The organism is Agromyces sp. H66, from assembly GCF_004959775.1.
Classification (GTDB): Bacteria; Actinomycetota; Actinomycetes; order Actinomycetales; family Microbacteriaceae; genus Agromyces.
In genome coordinates this window covers 1-22,780 of record NZ_SJZG01000006.1, presented here as the reverse complement: position 1 = coordinate 22,780, position 22,780 = coordinate 1, and the positions used below count along the sequence as shown (strand labels likewise).

Genomic DNA, 22,780 nt, shown 5'->3' with positions numbered 1-22,780 from the left:
TCTGGCCGGGTTCAGATCTCGTCGATGTTCGACGACTCGAAGCGCGCGGAGATGTTGATGCCGAGCTCCTCCGCGGCGCGGAAGGCCTCGTCATCGGTGTCGCGCAGGCTCACCGCGGTGCCGTCCGCCGAGAGCACCTCGACGTTCAGGCAGAGCGACTGCATCTCCTTCATGAGCACCTTGAAGGACTCGGGGATGCCGGGCTCCTGGATGTTCTCGCCCTTGACGATGGCCTCGTACACCTTGACGCGGCCGAGGATGTCGTCGGACTTGATCGTGAGGAGCTCCTGCAGCGCGTAGGCGGCGCCGTAGGCCTCGAGGGCCCACACCTCCATCTCACCGAAGCGCTGGCCGCCGAACTGCGCCTTTCCACCGAGCGGCTGCTGGGTGATCATCGAGTACGGACCGGTCGAGCGCGCGTGGATCTTGTCGTCCACGAGGTGGTGCAGCTTCAGGATGTACATGTAGCCGACCGAGACGGGGTACGGGAACGGCTCGCCCGAACGACCGTCGTAGAGCTGCGTCTTGCCGCTCGAGTCGATGAGCCGCTCGCCGTCGCGGTTGGGGAGCGTGGAGTCGAGCAGGCCCGCGATCTCCTCCTCGAGGGCGCCGTCGAACACCGGGGTCGCGACCTTGGTGCCCGGGGCGGCCTCGTGCGCGGCCTCGGGAAGGCGCTTGGCCCACGACGGCTTGCCCTCGACCTTCCAGCCCTGCTTGGCGACCCACCCGAGGTGGGTCTCCAGCACCTGGCCGAAGTTCATTCGGCCGGGGATGCCGAGCGGGTTGAGGATCACGTCGACCGGCGTGCCGTCGGCGAGGAACGGCATGTCCTCGACCGGCAGGATCTTCGAGATGACGCCCTTGTTGCCGTGACGGCCGGCGAGCTTGTCGCCCTCGGTGATCTTGCGCTTCTGGGCGATGTAGACGACCACGCGCTGGTTGACGCCGGAGCCGAGCTCGTCGTCGCCGTCCTGCGCGTCGAACACCTTGACGCCGATGATCGTGCCCTGCTCACCGTGGGGGACCTTCAGCGACGTGTCGCGCACCTCGCGGCTCTTCTCGTTGAAGATCGCGCGGAGCAGGCGCTCCTCGGCCGAGAGCTCGGTCTCGCCCTTCGGCGTGACCTTGCCGACGAGGATGTCGCCGGGGCGCACCTCGGCGCCGATGCGGATGATGCCCCGCTCGTCGAGGTCGGCGAGCAGGTCGGGGCTGACGTTCGGGAGATCGCGCGTGATCTCCTCCTTGCCGAGCTTCGTGTCGCGGGCATCCACCTCGTACTCCTCGATGTGGATCGACGAGAGCACGTCGTCCTTCACGAGGTTCTGGCTGAGGATGATCGCGTCCTCGAAGTTGTGGCCCTCCCACGGCATGAACGCGACGAGCAGGTTCTTGCCGAGCGCGAGCTCGCCGTTGTCGGTCGCGGGACCGTCGGCGACGACCTCGCCCGCCTCGATGCGGTCGCCCGCCGAGACGATGACGCGGTTGTTGTACGACGTGCCCTGGTTGGAGCGGTCGAACTTGCGCAGGTAGTAGGTCTGCGTGCCGCCCTCGTCGAGCTGGACGGTCACGGAGTCGGCCGAGACCTCGGCGACGACACCGGGCTTGTCGGCCGTGATGACGTCACCGGCGTCGACGGCCGCGTAGCCCTCCATGCCGGTGCCGACGAACGGCGAGTCGCTGCGCAGCAGCGGCACGGCCTGGCGCTGCATGTTCGCACCCATGAGGGCGCGGTTCGCGTCGTCGTGCTCGAGGAACGGGATGAGCGAGGTCGCGACCGACACCATCTGGCGCGGCGAGACATCCATGTACCCGATCTCGTCGGCGGGGAACAGGTCGACCTCGCCGCCCTTCTTGCGGGCGAGGACGCGCTCCTCCTGGAAGTGGCCGTCGGCCTTCAGCGGCGCGTTGGCCTGGGCGACGATGTAGTCGTCCTCCTCCATCGCGGTGAGGTAGTCGATCTGCTCGGTGACCTTGCCGTTCACGACCCGGCGGTACGGCGTCTCGATGAAGCCGAACGAGTTGATGCGAGCGAACGACGCGAGCGAGCCGATGAGGCCGATGTTCGGGCCTTCCGGCGTCTCGATGGGGCACATGCGGCCGTAGTGCGACGGGTGCACGTCACGGACCTCGACGCCCGCGCGGTCGCGGGAGAGGCCGCCCGGGCCGAGCGCCGAGAGGCGGCGCTTGTGGGTCAGGCCCGCGAGCGGGTTGTTCTGGTCCATGAACTGCGACAGCTGCGAGGTGCCGAAGAACTCCTTGATCGCGGCGACGACGGGTCGCACGTTGATCAGGGTCTGCGGCGTGATCGCCTCGATGTCCTGCGTGGTCATTCGCTCGCGCACGACGCGCTCCATGCGGCTGAGGCCGGTGCGCACCTGGTTCTGGATGAGCTCGCCGACCGCGCGGATGCGACGGTTGCCGAAGTTGTCGATGTCGTCGACGTCGAGACGGATCTCGACGTCCTTGCCGCCGCGGCGACCCGGCAGGGTCTCGCGCTCGTCGTGCAGCGCGACGAGGTACTTGATCGTGGCGACGATGTCCTGCACGGTGAGCACCGAGTCGGTCAGCGGCGCCTCGAGGCCGAGCTTGTTGTTGATCTTGTACCGGCCGACCTTGGCGAGGTCGTAGCGCTTCGGGTTGAAGTAGAAGTTGTCGAGGAGCGCGCGCGCGGCCTCGGCGGCCACCTGCTCGCCCGGACGGAGCTTGCGGTAGATGTCCTTGAGCGCCTCCTCCTTGGTGAGGATGTTGTCCTTCTCCAGGGTGAGCGCGATCGACTCGTAGCCGGCGAACTCCTCGAGGATCTCCTCGCTCGTGAGGCCGAGGGCCTTCAGGAAGACGGTCACCGACTGCTTGCGCTTGCGGTCGATGCGCACGCCGACCTGGTCGCGCTTGTCGATCTCGAACTCGAGCCAGGCGCCGCGGCTCGGGATGACGCGCGCGGAGTAGATGTCTTTGTCAGAGGTCTTCTCGGGGGTGCGCTCGAAGTAGACGCCGGGCGAGCGCACGAGCTGCGACACCACGACGCGCTCGGTGCCGTTGATGACGAAGGTGCCCTTGGGGGTCATCAGGGGGAAGTCGCCCATGAAGACCGTCTGGGTCTTGATCTCACCCGTGAGGTGGTTCATGAACTCCGCGTTGACGTACAGCGGAGCGGAGTAGGTCTTGCCCTTCTCCTTGCACTCGTCGATCGTGTACTTCGGCGGCTCGAGCTCGGGGTTCGTGAACGAGAGCTGCATGGTCTCGCCGAGGTCTTCGATGGGCGAGATCTCCTCGAAGATCTCCTCGAGGCCGGTGGTCTCGGGCAGGTCCTGCCGGCCGGCCTCGACCGCAGCCTCGACGCGCGCCTTCCACGCGTCGTTGCCGACCAGCCAATCGAAGCTCTCCGTCTGGAGGGCGAGCAGATCGGGTACGGTGAGGGTGTCGGTGACCTTTGCGAACGAGAGGCGGCTTGCACCGCGTCCGTTCTTGGGGGTGGGCGTGGTCGCGTTACGCGCAGCAGCCAAGTGAATAACCTCCATCGGCCCCGTCGGGCCGGTTCACTGTCGGTAGCGGAGAGTGGTACCCCTCAGACGTATGCGGATGCTCGAGGGATAATCCCCCGGCACGCGAAGCCGACCGCAATATGAAGGCATGGTGGGTCTGGGAGCGCAAAGGTTAACTATATGCCGGAGAACGCGCTGTGTCCAGTCGAATCTTGACCTCGTCGCGATTCTCGGGTATAACCCGCACGCGGCGTTGGTGAATCCCCTGTACGGACGCGGAATCCCAGTCGAGTGGATGCCGCGTGCGAGCCCGAATCCGACGGAGACGCCCCCGCCGATCTGATGGGCGGGGGCGTCTCGTCGGGTCGGCCGGTCGGGTCATCCGTTCCACTCGACGCGAACGGAATCCGGGCGGCCCGGCACGATGCTCACGTCGAGCGTGGCGCCCGGGGCGAGGCGGGCCAGGTGCAGCGGCGCGACCTGCTCGGTGCGCGTGACCGGCACCGGCAGTCCGCTCGGCATCATGACCACCAGCTCGACCTCGACGACGCTCAGCATGCCGATCATCATGGGCAGCTGGCGCGCGTCGACGACCGAGGCGGTGGTGTGCACGCGCACCGACTCCAGCAGCTCGTCGTCGGCCGGCGGCTGGGTGGCGGCGAGCACGCGGCTCGCCTCGTCCATCGACCGGCTCGCGGCCGCGAGGCTCGCGCCCACGTCGAGGCGGGCGTAGGCGTCGTTGCCCTTGGCGGTGAGGGTCGCGAGGTCCTTCAGGAAGCCCATCTCACACCGCCGCGTAGAGTTCGTTGAACCGACGCCCGACACCGCGGTCGGCCTGGATGCGGGCGCCCCAGCCGGCCTGGGCCTCGGCCCACGCGGCCGGCTCCACGCCGAACGTGCCGGCGACGGTCGGAAGCTTCGTCTCGTCGTAGCCGTAGGCGGCGATCCCCTTCACGATGCGCGCGTACCGATCGAGGTCGACGCCCGCGATGGGCTCGAGGTTGCCGGGCGCCGGCTGCGCGGTCATCGCGTGCACGGCCTGCGCGTCCATCTGGGCGCGGTAGGCCTCGGACTGCGCGGCGAGCGTGTTGGCCTGGTCGATCAGGCCGGGCGCGGCCTGCACCATCTTCGCCATGTCGCCGAACTGCTTGAACATGTTCATGATCTCTCCGTGTCTCGGTCGGGTGGTGGTGTTGGTCGGTGGATCGGTGGATCGGTGGGGGGCGGATGCCGCGGCACGGCGTTCGGGTGCCACCGGCGCCGCGGCATCCGGGGTCAGTGAGCCGTGGCGCGGCGGCGCAGTCGCAGGGCGAAGCCGAGTGCGGCGAGCATCGCGGCGACGGTCGCGGCGAGGGCCGCGTCGGTGCCCGTCCGGGCGAGCGACGAGGCATCCGTCGACGCCGACTCGGTGCGTCCGGGCATGTCGGAGGGATCGGGTCGCTCGGGGTCGCCGGGGTCGCCCGGCTCGCCCGGCATGCACTCGGGGCTCGACCCCGCCTCGCACGGCGCACCCGGACCCCCCGGCTCGCCCGGCATGCACTCGGGGCTCGACCCCGCCTCGCACGGCGCACCCGGACCCCCCGGCTCGCCCGGCATGCACTCGGGGCTCGACCCCGCCTCGCACGGCGCACCCGGACCCCCCGGCTCGCCCGGCATGCACTCGGGGCTCGACCCCGCCTCGCACGGCGCACCCGGATCCCCCGGCTCGCCCTGGGACGGGACGACCTCGATCCAGAGTCGCGCCGACACGTAGGCGCCGCCGTCGGTGATGGGGATATCGACGCTGTCGAGCCCCGTGAAGCCGGGTGCGGGCGTGTAGGTCCAGGCGCCGTCGGCGGAGACGTGGAAGTCGCCGTGCTGGGCCGAGGGGCTCATCATGACGGTGAGCGGGTCCCCGTCGGGGTCGGTGTCGTTGGCGAGCACGCCGGGCGCCGCCGCCGTGTGCGCGGCATCGGCCGCGACGGTCGCGTGGTCCTCGGCCGGGGTCGGCTTCTGGTTCGCGCCGCCGGCGGGCACGACCTCGATCGTGATGGTGGCCGACTCGCTCCACAGGTCGTGCTCATCCCAGATGCGGTACTCGATCGTGTCGATGCCGACGAACCCGGGTGCGGGCGAATAGCTCATCCAGAGGCCGGTGTAGTGGCCGAGCTTCCCGGCCGGGCTGTTCAGGATGTGCATGAAGCGGATGGCGTCGCCGTCGGGATCGAAGTCGTTCGCGAGCATGCCGGGCGCCGCGACGTAGAGCACGGTGTCCTGCCGGGCCGTGTAGTGGTCGTCGACGGCCACAGGAGCCTGGTTGACGGCCTCCGCGCCGAATCCCGCCGGCTCGGGCGGGACGGCGGGCGCAGAGGCATCGGATGCCGCGGGCCCGCCCTTCGCGTCGCCGGCCGGCACCCCGGGCGCCGCGTCGACGGGCGCCGGCTCCTCGACCGGCGCCGGATCTTCAACAGGCGCCGGCGCAACCTCGTCGATCGGCGCCGGCTCCTCCGCCGGCGCGGCGGTCGATGCGGGCTCCGGCGCAGCCTCCGTCACGCCGGAAGCCGCCTCGACGGCGATCGTCGTGTCGCCGGACGCCGGTTCCGCCGGCACGGTCTCGTCCGCTCGCGCGCCGGCCGGCAGCGCGAGCGCGACGGCCGCCCCGAGCACGACGGCCAGGCCGAACGCCGCGAGCCGGACTCTGGGCCCGCGGCCCTCGTCGACCGCGTCCGGTACGTGGATGGGGAATCGCATCGGATATCTCTCCTGGAGTTCATGGATCGCGGCGCCGTCCCGGGCCGCGGGGCAGCGCGGCTGCCGGAGATCAGCATCCCGGCCCGGCGGAGGTGCGCGGATGGGCAGCGCGTGCTCATTCGCTGCAGGCGCTTGCTCACGTCGTGATCCCGCTTGCTCACGACGCGGCATCCGTTGCTCAGGTCGGCGCCGGCGTTGCTCAGGTGCGCCCACTTCGGGGGCCACCCGCCGACCTGCACCCGGAACCGCCGAGGTCGTACAGTGATTCCACCGGCGTGGCCGGGAGACCGAAAGGCCGTCATGGTGTCGTTGGAACCTGGGATTCCGGCGTCGGCACCGCGTGGGATCGACGAGTCGTGGCCGCTCGTCGGCCGCGACTCGGTGATCGAGCGCGCGGTGTCGGCGATCTCCGGACCCTCGCGCACGGTGCTCGCCTACGGACCCTCCGGCATCGGCAAGAGCCGGGTCGTCCAGGCCGTGACCGAGCGACTCGTCGCCGATGGGTGGTGCGTGCTCGCCGCGAGCGGCAACACGGCGCTCAGCGCCGTGCCGCTGGGGGCGTTGGCCCCCGTGCTCGCCGGCGATCCGAGCATGGTCGCGGCGTCCGGCGACCCGGTCGCGCTGTACGCCGCCGCGAGCGCCGCCGTGCGCGACCTCGCCGACGGTCGGCGCGTCGTGCTCGCGGTCGACGACGTCTCCGCGGTCGACCCGGTCTCGGTGGGCCTCATCTCCCAGCTCGTCGAGACGGGCACGCTCCGCCTCGTCGCGACCGTGCGCGAGGCCGATCCGCTGCCCGACGCGCTCATCCCGCTGGCTTCCTCGGGCGACTCGACGCGCCTCGACATCGACGCGCTCGACGTCGACCGGGTGGCGGAGCTGCTCACGCGCGTGCTCGGCGGGCCGGTCGCGCACCGGGCCGCCGTGGAGTTGCACGGCGCCTCGCACGGCAACCCCCTCTTCCTGCGCGAGCTCGCGATCGGCGCTGCGAACGCCGGGTCCCTGCGCTGCGTCGACGGGCTCTGGCAACTGGTGGGCGAGCCGGTCGGCACGCCGGCGCTCCGCGACCTCATCCGGGCGAGGCTCCGCCGGCTCGGCGACGACGAACGCGACGCCGTCGAGCGGCTGGCGCTGTGCGAACCGCTCGCCTTCGACGAGTTCACCCGTCCGGGTGCGCACGAGGCGCTCGCCGAGCTCGAGACGCACGGGCTCATCCGGGTCGACGAGTCGGCCGACCGCATGCGAGTCCGGCTGGCGCATCCGCACTACGCGTCGGCGGTGCGCGACAGCATCCCGCGGCTTCGCGCGCTCTCCCTCCTGGTCGAGCAGGCCGAGGTCGTCGCCTCCCGGCCGATGAGCGCCGGCGACGAACTTCGCGTGGCGATCTGGCGGCTCGACGCCGGCCGGCCCTCCGACCCGGGAGTCCTCGCGCGCACGGCGGCGCTGGCGCGCATGGCGCACGACCGCCGCACCGCCGAGCGGCTCGCGGCCGCCGCGGTCGCGGCCGGCGCCGACGACGCGGCCTCCCTGCTCCTGCACGGCGAACTCCTCTGGTCGCTCGGCCGTGCCGACGAGGCGATCGCCGCACTCGAGCGGGCCGAGCAGCGCGCTCGATCCGACGGCGGCCCCGAGGAACTCCTCGCGGCCATCGGCGCGGCTCGCGCCGACGTGCTCGGCGGCGACCCGTTGGGCAGTGCGCGCGGCATCGCGCTGCTGGAGTCCCTCGAGCGCGCCCTCCCGAGCCAGGCGGCGACGCTCGCGCTCCGCAAGGCGGTGCTCCTCGTGAACCTCGGGTACGCGCGCGACGCGCTGGCCCAGGTGGAGGCCGCCGCCTCGGCCCTGGGCGAGCACGGTGTTCCGCAGGCCATGCTCGACCTCGCCCGGGCGATGCCGCTGGCGACCCTCGGCCGGAACGACGAGGCGGTCGCCGCAGCCGAACGCGCCGTCGCGTTCGCCGAGAACGACGGCACCGCGTTCCCGTTGCGGCGTGCCGAGATCGTGCTCGCCCACGCCCTCATCTCGGCGGATCGCCTCGGCGAGGCCCGCGCGACCCTGATCGAGTCGCTGCACGAGGCGATCCGCGACGACGACGAGCTCACGGCGCGGCTGGACGAGTTCATGATGGGCCAGGTGTTCTGGCAGCTCGGGCGCCTCGACGCGGCCGCGCGCTGGTTCCGCGACACGGTCGGCGGAGCCGAACTGCACGGACCGAAGTCGCTGCGCGAGATCGCCCTGTGCTTCCTCGCGATCATCGCCGCCGAGCAGGGCGACCTCGTGAGGGCGCGCGATCTCCGTGCCCGGGTCGTCGACGGCCTCGACGAGGAGCACGCGGTCGCCGTGGTCGCCGACGCCTGGATCGCCGTGCTCGAGGGGCGTCCCGATGCCGCCGCCGCGATGCTCCTCGAGCGGGTCGACGTGGCCGAGCACCGCGGCGCGGTGGGCATCGCCGCCCCGCTCCTGCACCACCTCATGCGATTCGGTTCCCGCGCCCACGCGCGAACGGCCGCGGAGCGACTCGCACGGCTCGCCGAGACCTCCGATTCGCCCGCCCTGCAGCGCCGGCTCGCGCACGCCCGCGCCGAGGCGGACGCGGATGCCGTGGCCCTGCGGGCCATCGGCGCCGAGTGGGAGTCGATCGGCTGCGCCCTGTACGCGGCCGAGGCGTTCGCGTCGGCCGGTCAGGCCGCCCGTGCCGCCGGGCACGGACGCGAGGCGACCGCCGACCTGCAGCGCTCGGCCTCGCTCGCGGCCGCATGCGAGGGCGCACGCACGCCGCTCCTGCAGTTCTCGGACGGGGCCGAGCCGCTCACGCCGCGGGAGCGCGAGATCGCGTCGCTCGCGGCCCAGGGCCTGAGCTCGAACGAGATCGCGACGCGGCTCTTCCTGTCGCCGCGCACGGTGAACAACCACCTGCAGTCCACGTACGCCAAGCTCGGCATCCGCGGCCGCCACGAACTCCGGGTCTGAGGTCCGGGCGGGCTCAGCCGGTGCCGACGGCGTCGCCGCGCGCGCTCACGATGTCGCCCCGTGCCCGCTCCAGCCGTTCGCCGACGCCGACGACGGCTTCGTTCGGCACGCCGAGGTCGGCGAGGCTCCCGAGGAGCGTCGTCACGATGCGGTCGAACGCGGCATCCGTGATCTCCATGCCCGCGTGGGCATCATGCAGGCTCCGGCCCGAGAACAGCTGCGGGCCGCCGAACGCGGCCGCGAGGAACGCCCGCTGGTGCGCCCTCAGCCGTTCGAGGTCGACGCCATCGAACCAGCGCGACAGCTGCTCGTCGGCGACGACCCGGTTGTAGAAGACCGTGACCGCCGCGCGCATGCCGTCGGGCCCGCCCACCTGGTCGTAGATCTCGGGCATTCGTCCTCCTCGTGGCTCCCATCCGATCATGGCGGATGCCGCGTTCGCGCGCCTGAGTAGTGATTGCTCATTCGTCGTTCCGCGACGGAGCCCGGTTCGTGGCACGATGCAGGCATGGCGGAGCCGCGCATCGAGTTCGAGCCCGAGGTCTTCTCGTCGTCGGGCCTGACGCTCCTCGTCGACGGCACGGCGCAGTCGCACGTCGATCCCACCGAGCCGCGGCGGCTGTTCTTCGAGTACGTGCGCCGCATCGGGCACGTGCTCGACGCCATGCGGCCCGCCGGCGCGCCGATCACCGCCGTGCACCTCGGCGCCGGCGCCCTCACGCTCCCCCGCTACGTCGCGGCGACCCGGCCCGGCTCGACGCAGGTCGTGGTCGACCACGACGCCGAACTCATCGACACCGTGCTCGCGCGGCTCCCGCTCCCCGAGGACTCCGGCATCGAGGTGCTCATCGCCGACGCGCGGGACGCGGTCGATGCGCTCGCCGCGCGGCCGCCGGTCGATGTCGTGGTCGTCGACCTCTACGCCCGCCTCGATGCGCCGGCGTTCGTCGACGAGGTGCCGTTCATGGCCGGATGCCTCGGGCTCGTCGCTCCCCGCGGCCTCGTCGTCGTGAACGTGGCCGATGCGGCGGGCCTCGTCCGCCTGCGTGCCCAGGCCCGCGCCCTCGCGCGCGCCGACCCGGGCGCGGAGCTCCTCGTCGCCGGTGACCCGGGCGTGCTCTCGGGCGCCGAGGAGGGGAACGCGATCCTCGTGGCCGGACCCGGCGGGCTGCCCCCGGGTCTCGAGGAGCGCCTGCGCGCCGCGGGCCCGTTCCCCGCGGCCGTCCTCACCCGGGACCGACTCGATGCGGCGCTCTGGGGCGTGTGCTGAGCAGGGCGGCCGGAGCCGGCGAGTCCGCCACGCGAATGGCGACCGGATGCCGCGTGGCCGAGCGCGCCGCGAAGCGCGGGTAGCGTGGCATCCGTGTCAGACCTCGAACGCCGCCTCGCCGTGAGCGGGCACCTCGCCCGGCTCGAGGAGTCCCGGCAGGCGCCCGGATCGTGGACGCTCTACGTCGACGGCACGCCGCAGTCGCACGTCGAGCTCGACCGGCCCGACTGGCTCGGCTTCGAGTACGTGCGGCGCATCGGCCACGCGATCGATCTGGTGCGTCCCGCGGGCCAGCCGATCACGGCCGTGCACCTCGGCGGCGGGGCGCTCACGCTGCCCCGCTACGTCGCGGCCACGCGGTCCGGCTCACGGCAGCAGGTGATCGAGCTCGAGAGCGACCTCGTCGACCTCGTGCGCGAGCACCTGCCGCTTCCGCGCGGTGCGCAGGTGCGGGTGCGGCACGGCGATGCCCGCGAGGTGCTGCGGAAGCTGCCGCACGGCCTCGACGGCGCCGTCGACATCGTCGTGGTCGACATCTTCTCGGGCGCGCGAACGCCCGCGCACGTCACGAGCGTCGAGTTCTACGAGCTCATCGCGCCGCGACTCGCACCGGGCGGCATCGTCGCGGTGAACGTCGCCGACGGCGCCGGCCTCGGCTTCGCGCGGCCGCAGGCGGCGACGCTCGGCCACGTCTTCGGGCACGTGGCGATCGCGGCCGACACGGCGATGCTGAAGGGCCGGCGGTTCGGCAACATCGTCATGTACGCGTCGAACGACGAGCTGCCGTTCGATGAGCTTCCGCGTCGCCTCGCGAGCGATCCCGCCCCGGCGAAGCTCGTCGACGGCGACGAGCTCCGCCGGTTCATCGCGGGTGCGCCGGTGGTGACGGATGCCACGGCCGTGCCCTCCCCGCCGCCCGCACGCTCGGTCTTCCTGTCGAAGCCCGGCGCCTGATCGTCCGCGAGTGATAACGCCCGGCGCCGAATGACGTCGTTCCGCACGTTGGGATCGGGCCGAACGTCAACACTCGCGGGAGGTGTCGAGGCGACGAGTCGACGGGCGAACCCTCACTCCGTGGTGCGGACTCCGCCCGGCGCGCTCTCGTTCCAGACGCGGTCGAGCGCCGTCACCGCGTAGGTGTACTCGCGTCCCGGCTCCGCCGCGGTGTCGAGGAACCGCTGCACGACGCCCGGTTCCGCGCGGCGCGTGGCCACGAGGTTCGCGGCATCCTCGACGTCGATCGCGTCGACGCGTCCGTCGACCCGGTAGACGGCGAACGACGTCGCCCGACGGTCGGGCTGCGCGGCATCCGACCACTGCACCTCGACGCCGCCGGCGACGTGCTCGGCGCGCGCCAGCACGGGCGGCTGCACGGGCGTGGCCGGCAGCCACGGCATGGCGGGCACGATCGCCGGGTGCGCGTAGTGGTCGGCGCGCACGAGCGACATCGACCCCTTCGGATCGGCCGGCACGTGCTTGGCCGAGAAGTACACGTTGCCGTGCACGGGCGCCTGCGCCTGGTCGATCTCGCGGTCGAACGCGAGGTGGTTCGAGAGCTCGGCGGGGTCGGTGAAGACCCCCGAGGTCACCTTGTAGAGCGCCTCGCCGATGTAGAGGTGGGTGCCGGATGCCGCGGCCACGTCGGCCCACCACGGCACGAGCTTCGCGTAGTCGGCCACGGCGAGCCCGAACTGCCAGTAGATCTGCGGGTTGATGTAGTCGAGCCAGCCCTCGAGCACCCACTTGCGCGTGTCGGCGAACTGGAGGTCGTACGACTGCGAACCGCCGGTCTCGGAGCCGAGCGGATCGGTGGACCGGTTCCGCCAGATGCCGAACGGGCTGATGCCGAACTTCACCCACGGCTTGAGCGCCTTGATGCGCTCGGAGACCGACCGCACGAAGGTGTCGACGTTGTGGCGGCGCCAGGCGGCGATGTCGTCGTAGCCCGCACCGTGCGCGGCGTAGGTCGCGGCATCCGGAATCGACTGCCCGCCGACCGGGTAGGGGTAGAAGTAGTCGTCGAAGTGCACGCCGTCGAGGTCGTAGTGCTCGACCGAGTGCAGGATGGCCTGCTGGATGTGCTCCTGCGCCTCGGGAAGTCCTGGGTCGAAGTAGAGCTTGCCGCCGTAGGGCCAGATCCATTCGGGGTGCATGCGGGCCGGGTGCTCGGGCACGAGCTTCGACGGGTCGGCCTGCATCGAGACGCGGTACGGGTTGTACCACGCGTGCAGCTCGAGGTTGCGGCGGTGCGCCTCCTCGACGATGAACGCGAGCGGGTCGTAGCCCGGGTCCTGCCCCTGCACGCCGGTGAGGTACTGCGACCATGGCTCGAGCGGGCTCGGCCAGAACGCGTCGGCCGTCGGTCGCACCTGCACGAACACGGCGTTGAGGTTGAACTGCTCGGCCACGTCGAGCCAGTGCAGGAACTCCGCCTGCTGGTCGGCGGCCTCGAGCCCGGTGCGGCTCGGCCAGTCGATGTTGACGACCGACGTGATCCACATGGCGCGGAGCTCTCGCTTCCGGGGCGAGAAGGCCGAGGCGGCCGTCGTCCCGGTGGTCGCGCCGAACGCCGGGGTGGGGACGAGCGAGCCGATGGTCACGGTGAACGCCGACGCGGCGGCGCCCGCGACGGCGAGGGTGATGAATCCGCGGCGGTCGAGCGCGGGCGAGGCGGCTGGGTCGTGCGGCGTGCGGTCGAGGGGCATCGTCGATCCTCCGAATTCGGTCGTTTCGGAAGATACTTCCAGAGAATTCCCATCTTGTGAAGAGTTGCTTCCACGACCACCGCATCACGCGTGCCGGAACCGCACCGCCTGCCCCGGCCGCAGCTGCGCGACCGCGTCGAGGGAACCCGGCGCCACGATCGCGATGACCGGATAGCCGCCGGTCACGGGCCGGTCGGCCAGGAGGATCGTCGGCTGTCCGCCACCCGCCACCTGGATCGAGCCCGGCACGGTCGCCTCGCTCTCGAGCTCCCCGTCGCGGTGTCGCTCGAGCGCCGGTCCCACGAGCCTCGCGCCGATGCGATCGGCCTGCTCCGAGAGGCGCCACTCGGTCTCGAAGAGGGCCCGCCGCGCGGCATCCGTGAACCAGTCCACCCGTGGCCCGGGCCGCAACGAGAGCGTCACCGCGCCCGCCGGCGGCGGAAACGCGACGTCGACGTCCACCACGGGCACGGATGCCGCGGGCTCCGGTCCGACCTCCAGCACGTCGCCCGACCGCACGGGCTCGGGGCCGATGCCGGCGAGCGTGTCGCGCGAGCGCGAGCCGAGCACCGCGGGCACGTCGAGTCCGCCGCGCACGGCGAGCAGGTAGCGGATGCCGCGCTCGGCCACGCGCACCTCGAGCACCGAGCCGTCGCGCGCACGGGCGGCGGAGTACGGCGCGATCGGCCTCCCGTCGAGGCTGATGCCGCCCCACGCGCCGGTCACGGCGAACCACGCCTCACCCTCGAACCGGGCCCGGAACCCGCCGACGAGCAGCTCGAGCGCGGCCGCGCCGTCGGGGTTGCCGACGAGGCGGTTCGCCAGCGCGAGGGCGCCGCGGTCGAGGGCACCGGATGCCGCGACGCCGAGCCGAGCGAACCCCGGTCGCCCGAGGTCTTCCACGAGGGCCAGCGTGCCCGGTTGCTCGACGACGAGGCGGGTCATCCCGCGTCGACCGCCTCGAAGCGCACCCGTCGGCCGGGTGCGAGCAGCGCCGGCGGGTCGGCCTCGGGATTCCAGAGGTCGGCGGAGGTGCGGCCGATGAGCCGCCACCCGCCGGGGCTCGGCCTGGGATACACCCCGCCGAACGCGCCCGCGAGGGCCACCGCCCCCGGCGGCACGCGCGTTCGCGGGGCGCCGAGCCTCGGCACCTCGAACGGCCAGTCGTCGCTCACGAGGTAGCCGAAGCCCGGTGCGAAGCCGACGAACGCCACGCGCCATTCGGCCTCGACATGGCGGGCGACGAGCGCCTCGGTCGAGATCGCGAGGAGCGCCGCCGTGGCGGCGAGGTCGTCGCCGTCGTAGGCCACGGGGATCGTCACCGGTGCGGCGTTGGCGCCCGCGGTGCGCGAACCGGCCTCGGCCGGGATGCGGCGCACCCACGTCGCGGCGGACTCGAGCGGGATCACCGCGGGGTCGATCGCCACGAGGATCGTGCGCGCCGCGGGCACGAGCTCGACGATCCCCTCCGGCCCCTGGGCCTGCCGAAGGGCGGCCTCGAGCGCGTCGTGCAGCGCGAGCACCTCATCGAGGCTGTCGCATTCGACGAGGAGCGCCGCGTCGCCGCTCGGCAGGAGGCGCCGGCTCATGCGAACGACCGGATCTCGACGCCGGCCGACTCGAGCGCGACCCGCACGGCACGGGCCAGCTCGACGGCGCCGGGCGTGTCGCCGTGCATGCAGAGCGAGTCGGGCCCGAGCTCGACGCGGCTGCCGTCGTCGGCGGTGATGCCGCCCGTCTCGGCGAGCTCGAGCGCACGGTCGGCCGCGGCGGCCGGATCGTCGACGACCGCGCCGAGCTCGCCGCGCGGCACGAGCGAGCCGTCGGCGACGTAGCCGCGGTCGACGAACGCCTCCCGCGCGTATCGGAGGCCCGTGACCAGCGCCGCCCGCTCGAGCGCGCTGAACGGCGGGCCGAGGATCGGCAGGGCCGCGTCGTACCCGGCGAGCGCCTCGGCGAACGCGTGCGCGGCCTCCTCGTCGGCGGCGAGCCGGTGGTAGAGCGCACCGTGCGCCTTCACGTACCGCACCCGGATGCCCGCTCCGCGCGCGATGGCATCGAGCGCGCCGAGCTGCGCGAGGAACTCGGCGGCGATCTCGGCAGGCGAGGTGTCGAGCGCCCGACGTCCGAAGCCGACCCGGTCGCGGTAGCCGGGGTGCGCACCGAGCGCGACGCCGTGCCGCACCGCGAGGCGGACGCTCGACGACATGGTCACCGGATCGCCGGCGTGGTACCCGCATGCGATGTTCGCACTCGTGATCACCCCGAACATCGCCTCGTCGTCGCCGACGCGCCACGCACCGAACGACTCCCCGAGGTCGCTGTTCAGGTCGATCGCAGGCCGCATGTTCCCATTCTGCCGCCGCACGACGCACACTGGTGACGGGAGGGGTCGGATGCCGCACGCGACGAGCACGAGCAACGCGCGACGTCGCGCACCCCACCGGGTGGCGGCATCCGTCGCGGCCCTCGCGGTGGCCGCCGCCCTCACCGCCTGCGGCCCGCAGCCCGCGCCCGACCCGACGCCGCTGCCGCTGCCCTCGCCCCCGGCGTCCTCTCCCGCCGCGGGCCCCGTGGTGCCGCCTCCGGTGCTGCTGCCGGCGGGCGCACCCGAGGTGATCGCCGACGGGCTCGACGTGCCGTGGTCGATCCTGCAGCTGCCGACGGGCGGCGTGCTCGTGAGCGAGCGGGATACGGCCGACATCGTCGAGGTGCTCGCCGACGGCGGGACCCGGGTGGCGGCGACCGTGCCGGGCGTCGTGCCGGGTGGCGAGGGCGGGTTGCTCGGGCTCGCCTTCCTCGCGGGCGACGGGGACCGACCCGCGTACGTGTACGCGTACCTCACCGCGGCATCCGACAACCGGATCGTGCGGACGCCGCTCACGGGCGTTCCGGGCTCGCTCGGCCTCGGGGCGCCCGAGGACGTGCTCACCGGCATCCCCAAGGCGGGCAATCACAACGGCGGTCGCATCGCGTTCGGACCCGACGGGTTCCTCTACGCCACGTCGGGCGACGCCGGGAACCGGGACGCGGCCCAGGACGTCGCCTCGCTGTCGGGCAAGATCCTGCGGATGACGCCCGAGGGGCAGCCGGCGCCCGGCAACCCGTTCGGCAACCGCACCTGGTCGTACGGGCACCGGAACCCGCAGGGCATCGCGTGGGATGCCTCCGGCGGCATGTGGGCGTCGGAGTTCGGGCAGAACGCGTGGGACGAGCTCAATCGCATCGAACGCGGCGCGAACTACGGGTGGCCGGTGGTGGAAGGACAGGCGGGCGACGACCGGTTCGTCGACCCGGTGCTGCAATGGCCGACCTCGGAGGCGAGCCCGAGCGGCCTGGCGATCGCGGGCGACACGCTCTTCCTCGCGGCGCTGCGCGGCGCGCGGCTGTGGTCCGTCGCCCCGGCGACCGCGGGCGGCGAGCTCGCAGCGACGGCCTGGTTCGAGAACGAGTTCGGGCGGCTTCGCGACGTCGTCCCCGGCCCCGACGGCGAACTGTGGTTCGTCTCGAACAACACCGACGGACGCGGATCTCCCGGTCCCGGCGACGACCGGCTCTTCAGGATCCGGCTGGATCCGGCCTAGCCGATGCTCCCCCGTTCGGGGGCCACCGGCCCCTCCCACGCGTCGGTGGGCGGGTCTATCCTCATCCCATGGCGGATCTGCAGCGGGTTCGGCGGTGGGCGGAGGCCCTCATCGTGCTGCACCTCGACGCCGAGGTCTGGAGCTTCGGGTTCGACAATGCGAAGAAGCGCGCGGGGCTCTGCAACTACACGGCCAAGCGCATCTCGGTGTCGCGATACCTGGCCGCGCGCTACGACGACGACGAGATCCACCAGATCCTGCTGCACGAGGTCGCGCATGCCATCGCGGGTGCGCGTGCCGGGCACGGCCCGCGATGGGCGACGATCGCGGCCGACCTCGGCTACGTCGGCGAGCGCACGCACGACGGCGAGGTCGCGCACGAACTCGCGCCCTGGGTCGGCAGGTGTCCGGCAGGCCACGAGCATTTCCGCTACCGTGAACCCAATCGTCCCCTGAGCTGCGGCCTGTGCCGGCGCGGCTTCGATCGGGCGAACCTCATCGTGTGGCGGTATCGCGAGATCACCGCGGCGGTGCGGCGGCGGGCCGCCAGCGCGGCGGCCGGCTGACCCCGCCGGCAGGGCCGCCCGCGCATGCCGTTCGGCGCATGCGAGGCGTCGGAGTGCGCGAACGCGACGCCCGTAACCGGCTAGGATGGTTGCATGCCCGTCTCCACCGTGTCCATCCCCGTCGGACAGTGGTTCACCTCCGCGGAAGGCGTGCGATGGTGGTTCGACTCGGGCTCGTTCGCCCTCGACTTCGCGTACACGGGGGCCATCGGCGGCAACCCCGCGTGGGAGCGGCTGCACGCCCCCGACGACCTCTCGTCGTGGCTGCACGACCGCTTCCCGGTCGCCGTCGGCAGCGCCCGCTCGCGCGACCTGTTCGACGCGATCTCGCTGCGCGACGCCATCGGCCGCATGGCGCAGGCGTCCGCGCACGACGAGACGCTGCGCACGAGCGACATCGACCTCGTCAACCTCTACGCGGCGACGCCCGACATCCCGCCGGTGCTCGCCGGCGGCTCCCGTCAGGCCGGTCGTTCGGTGCAGACCGTCGCGCAGGCGCTGTCCACCATCGCGCGCGACGCGGTCGACCTGTTCGACCCCGCCAACCACGGGCGCATCCGCGAGTGCAGCGGCAGCGACTGCGAGATCGTCTACCTCGACACGTCGCGCGCCGCGACCCGCCGGTGGTGCTCGATGCAGCGCTGCGGCAACCGGGCGAAGGTGCGCGCGCACCGTGCTCGCGCCCGCCGGGCGGTCGAGCCCGCGGCCTGAGCACGCCGTCGGCGCACGCCCCGCCTACGCGCGGAACGCGCCGTCGTGCAGCTCGGGCACCACGCGCGTCGCGTCGAGCTGCGTGGCGAGGCGCACCTCGGCCGCGCGGCCCACCGCCGTGAGCTCGACGCCGCTGCCCGAGGCGCCGATCAGGTGCACGACGGCGCGCCGCAGGCTCTCGAACGCCGCGGATGCGACCGCCGCCTCGGGCGACGTGTGGTCGATACCGACCCCGACGAGCGCGTCCACGACGGCACCGGCGGTGAGCTGGTCCTCGATGGGGAGTCGGTCGGCGTCGCCCACGGCGACGATGGCGACGATCATGCGCTCGCCGCGCTCCTCCTGGTGGGCGAGCACCCGCTCGGCGACGGCCGTGCGATTGCGGAGCGACGCCGCGAGCACGAGCGGGTGGCCGCCGGCGGCGAGCACCGCATCGACGACGACGGATGCCTCCCCCACGGGCGTCTCATCGGACCGCTCCGCGGCCACGACGACCGTCGTCGTGAACGAGAGCGCGTCGACGAGCACGACCACGTGCGCGCCCGGGACGATGCGCTCGGCGCCCACGGCACCCCAGTCGAATCGGACCTGGTACTTCGCCTGCCCGAAGGGCGTCGTCGAATCGCTCACCGCGACAGGCTAGCGCCGCGACCGCGCGGCATGCAGCCGGGGCATCCGTTCGTGACGAACCGAGACGACGCCACCGCGACGCTACCGGCCGCCGCCCATGGCGTCGTACGTCGCGAGCGCCTCGGCGTCGCTCGCGCGCGATGCGGCCCGGCGGGCGGCGTCCAGCGCCGCGACGGGATCGGGTTCCTGGCGAGCGATGACGAGCTGGCGCTCGGCCTCGGCGAGCCGCGTCCGGGCGTCGGCGCCGATACGGGGGCCGCCGCGTTCGATCGCGGCACGCGCCACGCGCAGCTGGCTCTCGGCGATGGCGATCGCACCGCCGAGGGCGCCACGCGCCCCGTCGAGCCGGCCCTGCGCGTTCCGCGCCGCCGCCCGGGCGACCTCCAGCCGGTCGCGGGCCGCACGCAACCGGTCGCGGTCGGCGAACGGGTCGCCCGCCTGCGCCGCCCTGGAGGCCAGCACCGCGGAAGCCTCGCCGATCGCGGTGCCGAGCTGCGCCTGCGCCGTGGCATCCTCCTGGCCGTCGCGCTCCCGTCGGGCCGCCTCCAGCTCGGCGTCGAGCGCCGCAGCGGATTCGGCGGCGTCCGCCTGCGCCGTCGCGAGCACGAGCTCGACGCCCTCGACGTCGTCGAGGTCTCGCTCGGCGCGAGCGAGCGCATCAGCGGCCATGCCCAGCAGGTCGGCCGCGGGCTCGGAGTTCGCGAGCCGCCGTTCGGCCTCGTCGAGCGATGCCGTGGCCCCGGCGAGCGCAGAGTCCACGCGGGCCGCGGCTCCGTGCGCGACCGCGAGCGCGGGCGGCGAGAAGCGCGTGGCCAGCCTGCCGAGCGCCGCGACCGCCTCGTTCCGGCGGCGATCCAGGCGCTCGGCATCCTCGCGGAGCGCCGGCATGCCGTGGCCGGCCCCGCGTTCGGCCCGGCGACGGGCGCCGAGCGCGGCATCCGCCTCGCCGATCCGAGCGAGGGCCGATTCGCACAGGTCGACGATGCGCGTCGACCAGCTGCGTCGCTCGGCGGCGGTGTCGGTCTCGGCGTCGTCGAGCCGCTGCTGCAGGAGGAAGGCCTCGCGCAGCCGCGCCCGCGCCGTCTCGAGCGCCTCGCGCACGTCGCGCGCCACGGCGGCACCGAACTGCGCCTCGGCGAACGCCACCTCGCGGTCGGCCTCGCGCACCGCGGTATCCGTCTGCACGATGAGCCCCTTCGCGCGCACCTCGAGCTCGCGACCGGCATCGATCGCGGTCCGCTCGCGGCGGGCACCCAGCCGCCGCAGCCCCATGGCCCCGCCGACGAGGGCGATGCTCGCCGCACCGAAGACGACGAAGGAGGGCAACCACCACAGACCGTCGGCCATGTGGGGGAGTTTAGGCCGTGGGCCTGCATCGCGGCTGGGCATCCACGCCGCCCGTGAATCCGGCCGTCACGCTTGGCAGCGGCATCCGGTCGTCCTACCCTCGGCACATGCGGGTGCTCCTGAAACTCACGCTCGATTGCTCGCCGGATGCCGCGTGGCGGGCGCTCCGGAGCCCGGCCGTGCTGCGCGAGGTCGTGGCCCCGTGGCTCGACTTCTCCTCGCTCGAGGACGGGGGACTGCCGACCGTCTGGCCCGAGGGACGACATCGGGTGCGCGCGCTCGCGTTCCGCCGCTTCCCCGCGGGCGAGGAGCTCGTCGACGTGAGCTACCCGGGTGGCCTGCCCACGGGTGTGCGCATGCTCCGCGATGCGGGCGGCGCCGTCACCGGGCCGCTCGCGATCTTCGACCGATGGGACCATCGGATGGCGGTGTCGCCGCTGCCCGACGGCCGAACCCTGTATCGCGACCAGCTGCTCGCGCACGCCGGTGCGCTCGACGTGGTGGCATGGTATCCGACCTGGGCGTTCTGGCAGTGGCGGGGCATGCGGCTGCGACAGCTCGCGCCCGGCTGGTCGTACGACCCGCCGGGCAGCGCGGATGCCCGAGCCGCCGACGCCGAGTCGACCGCTGGGGCGGTGGCCGCGTGAGCGACTCGATCGGCTCGCTCCAGCTCGCGGACTGGCGCCGACGGGTGTTCGGACTGTACGCGGGCGTGCGGCAGCTCAGCGTGCACGACCCGGCGGCCGGCCACGAGCTCTGGGTCTCGGGGCGCGACGAGCTCTTCGCGGGACATCCGCAATCCCCGCTCCTCCCCGACGACCGGGCCGGGTTCACGGGCCTCACGGTCGCGCGGTACGACCCCGACTGGCGGTTCGAGCTCGAGGTGCACCGGCCCGGTGAGCCGGTGCGCATCATGGTCGACAGCGCCACCGACGGCCCGATCCCGTTCTCGCTCGTGGGCACGGTGCGGGTGCCCGGCCTCGGCATGCTCGACGTGTGGCGGCTCACGGGCTACGGCGGCGGCCTCTTCCTTCCCGTGAAGGACGGGCTCGCCGGCCGCCGCGGCGGCACGTACGGCGGCGGGCGGTACCTGCTCGACACGGTGAAGGGCGCCGACCTCGGTCCGGGCGCGCTCGTCGACTCGCTCGTGATCGACTTCAACTTCGCCTACAACCCGTCGTGCGCGTACGACCCGTCGTGGTCGTGCCCGCTCGCGCAGCCGGGCAACACCCTGGCCGACGAGATCCCCGTCGGCGAGCGGATGCCGCGCTGACGGCATTCCCTCAGGGGCATCCGCTACAGTGGACACCGGCGAGCGCGATGAACGCGCCGCCTGCGTCGTAGAAACGCTTCCGGGCAGGGCCTCTCACGAGGGCGCCCGATGACTCATACGGCGAACGGATGCGCCGACCGGCGTCTTCGCCAACGTCCCATCGTCAGGTCTCGATACGGCTGCCCAGCGGCCTGCTCGACAACGATGGATCCCTGCCGGAAAGGCAACATGACCGACATCACCTTCGGCGCGCTCGGCGTGCCCGCTCCCCTCGTCGCGGCCCTCGCCGCCGACGGCAAGACCACCGCGTTCCCGATCCAGGTCGACACGCTGCCCGACACGCTCGCCGGACGCGACGTGCTCGGCCGCGGCAAGACCGGCTCGGGCAAGACCATCGCCTTCGCGCTGCCCATGGTCGCGCGCCTCGGCACCTCGCTCGCCGGCGGCCGGCGACGCGCGGGCCGCCCCCTCGGCCTGGTGCTCGCCCCGACGCGCGAGCTCGCGACGCAGATCAGCCAGACCTTCGAGCCGCTCGCGGCCGCGTACGACCTGAAGGTCACCACCATCTTCGGCGGCATCAACCAGACCCGCCAGGTCGCGGCCCTCCGCGCCGGCGTCGACATCGTCGTGGCCACCCCCGGCCGCCTCGAAGACCTCATGAAGCAGGGGTTCCTGCACCTCGACGCCATCGAGATCACCGTGCTCGACGAGGCCGACCACATGGCCGACCTCGGCTTCCTGCCGGTCGTCACGCGCATCATGGACAAGACGCCGCAGGGCGGCCAGCGCATGCTGTTCTCGGCCACGCTCGACAACGGCGTGGACAAGCTCGTCAAGCGCTACCTGCAGAACGAGGTGCGGCACTCGGTCGACGAGGCGAACTCCCCCGTCGCCGCGATGACCCACCACGTGTTCGAGATCGACGACGTCGACCAGAAGAACGAACTCGTGCGCACCCTCGCCTCGGGCACCGGCCGGCGCATCCTCTTCATGCGCACCAAGCACCACGCCAAGAAGCTCGCGAAGAAGCTCACCGAGCAGGGCATCCCCGCGGTCGACCTGCACGGCAACCTGTCGCAGCCGCAGCGCGACCGCAACCTCGCCGCGTTCGGCGACGGTTCGGTCAAGGTGCTGGTGGCCACGGATGTCGCGGCGCGCGGCGTGCACGTCGACAACGTGGAGCTCGTCATCCACGTCGACCCGCCCATGGAGCACAAGGCGTACCTGCACCGCTCGGGCCGCACCGCGCGCGCCGGCAGCGAGGGCGACGTCGTCACGATCTGCCTGCCCGCGCAGAAGCACGACCTGAAGACGCTCCTCCGCAGGGCCGCCATCACGGTGACGCCGCAGCGCGTGACCGCCGCGTCGCCCGCCGTTGCCGCGCTCGTCGGCGAGGTGGCCCCCCACGTGAAGCCCGCGCCCAGGGCCGTGCAGCCGCAGGGCGGCGGCCGGTCGCAGGGCGCCAACGCGCAGCGCAAGCGCGCTGCGCGTGCCGAGGGCGAGCCGGGCGGCGCACGT

20 protein-coding genes are annotated in these 22,780 nt (G+C 72.9%); 9 read left to right on the top strand and 11 right to left on the bottom strand.

Annotated features, from left to right (window positions below; all coding sequences use genetic code 11):
• Positions 1–11: 11 nt before the first annotated feature.
• The 4 genes from rpoB to EZM51_RS11645 form a co-directional block, all read right to left on the bottom strand.
• Positions 12–3,503: a DNA-directed RNA polymerase subunit beta gene (rpoB, locus tag EZM51_RS11660; RefSeq protein WP_136708447.1), complete on the bottom strand. Its 3,492-nt coding sequence runs from the start codon at positions 3,501–3,503 to the stop codon at positions 12–14.
• Positions 3,504–3,860: 357 nt separating this feature from the next.
• Positions 3,861–4,265, bottom strand: a complete 405-nt coding sequence (locus EZM51_RS11655) for a hypothetical protein (RefSeq protein WP_136708446.1) — start codon at positions 4,263–4,265, stop codon at positions 3,861–3,863.
• A 1-nt stretch (position 4,266) separates the two neighbouring features.
• Entirely contained in the window at positions 4,267–4,644 is a 378-nt protein-coding gene (locus EZM51_RS11650) for a hypothetical protein (protein WP_136708445.1), read from the bottom strand.
• Positions 4,645–4,757: 113 nt separating this feature from the next.
• On the bottom strand, positions 4,758–6,212 hold the full coding sequence (locus tag EZM51_RS11645; protein ID WP_136708444.1) for an Ig-like domain-containing protein: 1,455 nt from the start codon (positions 6,210–6,212) through the stop codon (positions 4,758–4,760).
• A 303-nt stretch (positions 6,213–6,515) separates the two neighbouring features.
• Between EZM51_RS11645 and EZM51_RS11640 the strand changes: the two genes are divergently transcribed.
• Positions 6,516–9,176: a LuxR family transcriptional regulator gene (locus EZM51_RS11640; RefSeq protein WP_169053887.1), complete on the top strand. Its 2,661-nt coding sequence runs from the start codon at positions 6,516–6,518 to the stop codon at positions 9,174–9,176.
• A 13-nt stretch (positions 9,177–9,189) separates the two neighbouring features.
• On the opposite strand, the gene EZM51_RS11635 is transcribed toward EZM51_RS11640, so the two are convergent.
• Positions 9,190–9,570, bottom strand: a complete 381-nt coding sequence (locus tag EZM51_RS11635) for a group 1 truncated hemoglobin (RefSeq protein ID WP_136708442.1) — start codon at positions 9,568–9,570, stop codon at positions 9,190–9,192.
• 114 nt (positions 9,571–9,684) lie between these two features.
• Between EZM51_RS11635 and EZM51_RS11630 the strand changes: the two genes are divergently transcribed.
• Together EZM51_RS11630 and EZM51_RS11625 are read left to right on the top strand one after the other, a co-directional pair.
• Positions 9,685–10,446 (top strand): fused MFS/spermidine synthase, encoded by a 762-nt coding sequence (locus EZM51_RS11630; RefSeq protein ID WP_136708441.1) that lies wholly within the window; start codon positions 9,685–9,687, stop codon positions 10,444–10,446.
• 93 nt (positions 10,447–10,539) lie between these two features.
• The gene (locus EZM51_RS11625) at positions 10,540–11,400 is read left to right on the top strand and encodes a fused MFS/spermidine synthase (protein WP_136708440.1); all 861 of its coding nucleotides are present in this window, start codon (positions 10,540–10,542) and stop codon (positions 11,398–11,400) included.
• 113 nt (positions 11,401–11,513) lie between these two features.
• Here EZM51_RS11625 and EZM51_RS11620 read toward each other — a convergent pair whose 3' ends face one another.
• The 4 genes from EZM51_RS11620 to EZM51_RS11605 all read right to left on the bottom strand — a co-directional run bounded on the left by EZM51_RS11620 (position 11,514) and on the right by EZM51_RS11605 (position 15,498).
• The gene (locus tag EZM51_RS11620) at positions 11,514–13,151 is read right to left on the bottom strand and encodes a family 10 glycosylhydrolase (protein ID WP_136708439.1); all 1,638 of its coding nucleotides are present in this window, start codon (positions 13,149–13,151) and stop codon (positions 11,514–11,516) included.
• 84 nt (positions 13,152–13,235) lie between these two features.
• Positions 13,236–14,096 (bottom strand): biotin-dependent carboxyltransferase family protein, encoded by an 861-nt coding sequence (locus EZM51_RS11615; protein ID WP_136708438.1) that lies wholly within the window; start codon positions 14,094–14,096, stop codon positions 13,236–13,238.
• Positions 14,093–14,740, bottom strand: a complete 648-nt coding sequence (locus tag EZM51_RS11610; protein ID WP_136708437.1) for an allophanate hydrolase subunit 1 — start codon at positions 14,738–14,740, stop codon at positions 14,093–14,095. Before EZM51_RS11610 ends, EZM51_RS11615 begins: the two co-directional genes overlap by 4 nt.
• Entirely contained in the window at positions 14,737–15,498 is a 762-nt protein-coding gene (locus EZM51_RS11605) for a 5-oxoprolinase subunit PxpA (protein ID WP_211195895.1), read from the bottom strand. The genes EZM51_RS11610 and EZM51_RS11605 overlap by 4 nt, the downstream gene beginning before the upstream one ends.
• A gap of 49 nt (positions 15,499–15,547) precedes the next feature.
• Between EZM51_RS11605 and EZM51_RS11600 the strand changes: the two genes are divergently transcribed.
• The 3 genes from EZM51_RS11600 (at position 15,548) to EZM51_RS11590 (ending at position 18,012) form a co-directional block, all read left to right on the top strand.
• Positions 15,548–16,735, top strand: a complete 1,188-nt coding sequence (locus EZM51_RS11600) for a PQQ-dependent sugar dehydrogenase (protein WP_136708436.1) — start codon at positions 15,548–15,550, stop codon at positions 16,733–16,735.
• Positions 16,736–16,803: 68 nt separating this feature from the next.
• Entirely contained in the window at positions 16,804–17,301 is a 498-nt protein-coding gene (locus tag EZM51_RS11595) for a SprT-like domain-containing protein (protein WP_136708435.1), read from the top strand.
• A 93-nt stretch (positions 17,302–17,394) separates the two neighbouring features.
• Positions 17,395–18,012, top strand: coding sequence for a CGNR zinc finger domain-containing protein (locus EZM51_RS11590; RefSeq protein ID WP_136708434.1), 618 nt, complete (start codon positions 17,395–17,397; stop codon positions 18,010–18,012).
• A 24-nt stretch (positions 18,013–18,036) separates the two neighbouring features.
• Here the strand turns inward: EZM51_RS11590 and EZM51_RS11585 are convergent, their stop codons facing one another.
• A complete protein-coding gene (locus EZM51_RS11585) occupies positions 18,037–18,642 on the bottom strand; it encodes a 2-phosphosulfolactate phosphatase (protein WP_136708433.1) in 606 nt (201 codons plus the stop codon).
• Positions 18,643–18,723: 81 nt separating this feature from the next.
• A complete protein-coding gene (locus tag EZM51_RS11580) occupies positions 18,724–19,989 on the bottom strand; it encodes a hypothetical protein (protein ID WP_136708432.1) in 1,266 nt (421 codons plus the stop codon).
• A 107-nt stretch (positions 19,990–20,096) separates the two neighbouring features.
• Here EZM51_RS11580 and EZM51_RS21090 point away from each other — a divergent pair, with 107 nt between their 5' ends.
• The 3 genes from EZM51_RS21090 to EZM51_RS11565 form a co-directional block, all read left to right on the top strand.
• Positions 20,097–20,636: a hypothetical protein gene (locus EZM51_RS21090; protein WP_248305620.1), complete on the top strand. Its 540-nt coding sequence runs from the start codon at positions 20,097–20,099 to the stop codon at positions 20,634–20,636.
• The gene (locus EZM51_RS11570) at positions 20,633–21,262 is read left to right on the top strand and encodes a DUF1684 domain-containing protein (protein ID WP_248305619.1); all 630 of its coding nucleotides are present in this window, start codon (positions 20,633–20,635) and stop codon (positions 21,260–21,262) included. Before EZM51_RS21090 ends, EZM51_RS11570 begins: the two co-directional genes overlap by 4 nt.
• 228 nt (positions 21,263–21,490) lie before the next feature.
• A partial coding sequence (locus EZM51_RS11565) for a DEAD/DEAH box helicase (protein ID WP_136708430.1) occupies positions 21,491–22,780 on the top strand: 1,290 nt, incomplete at its 3' end.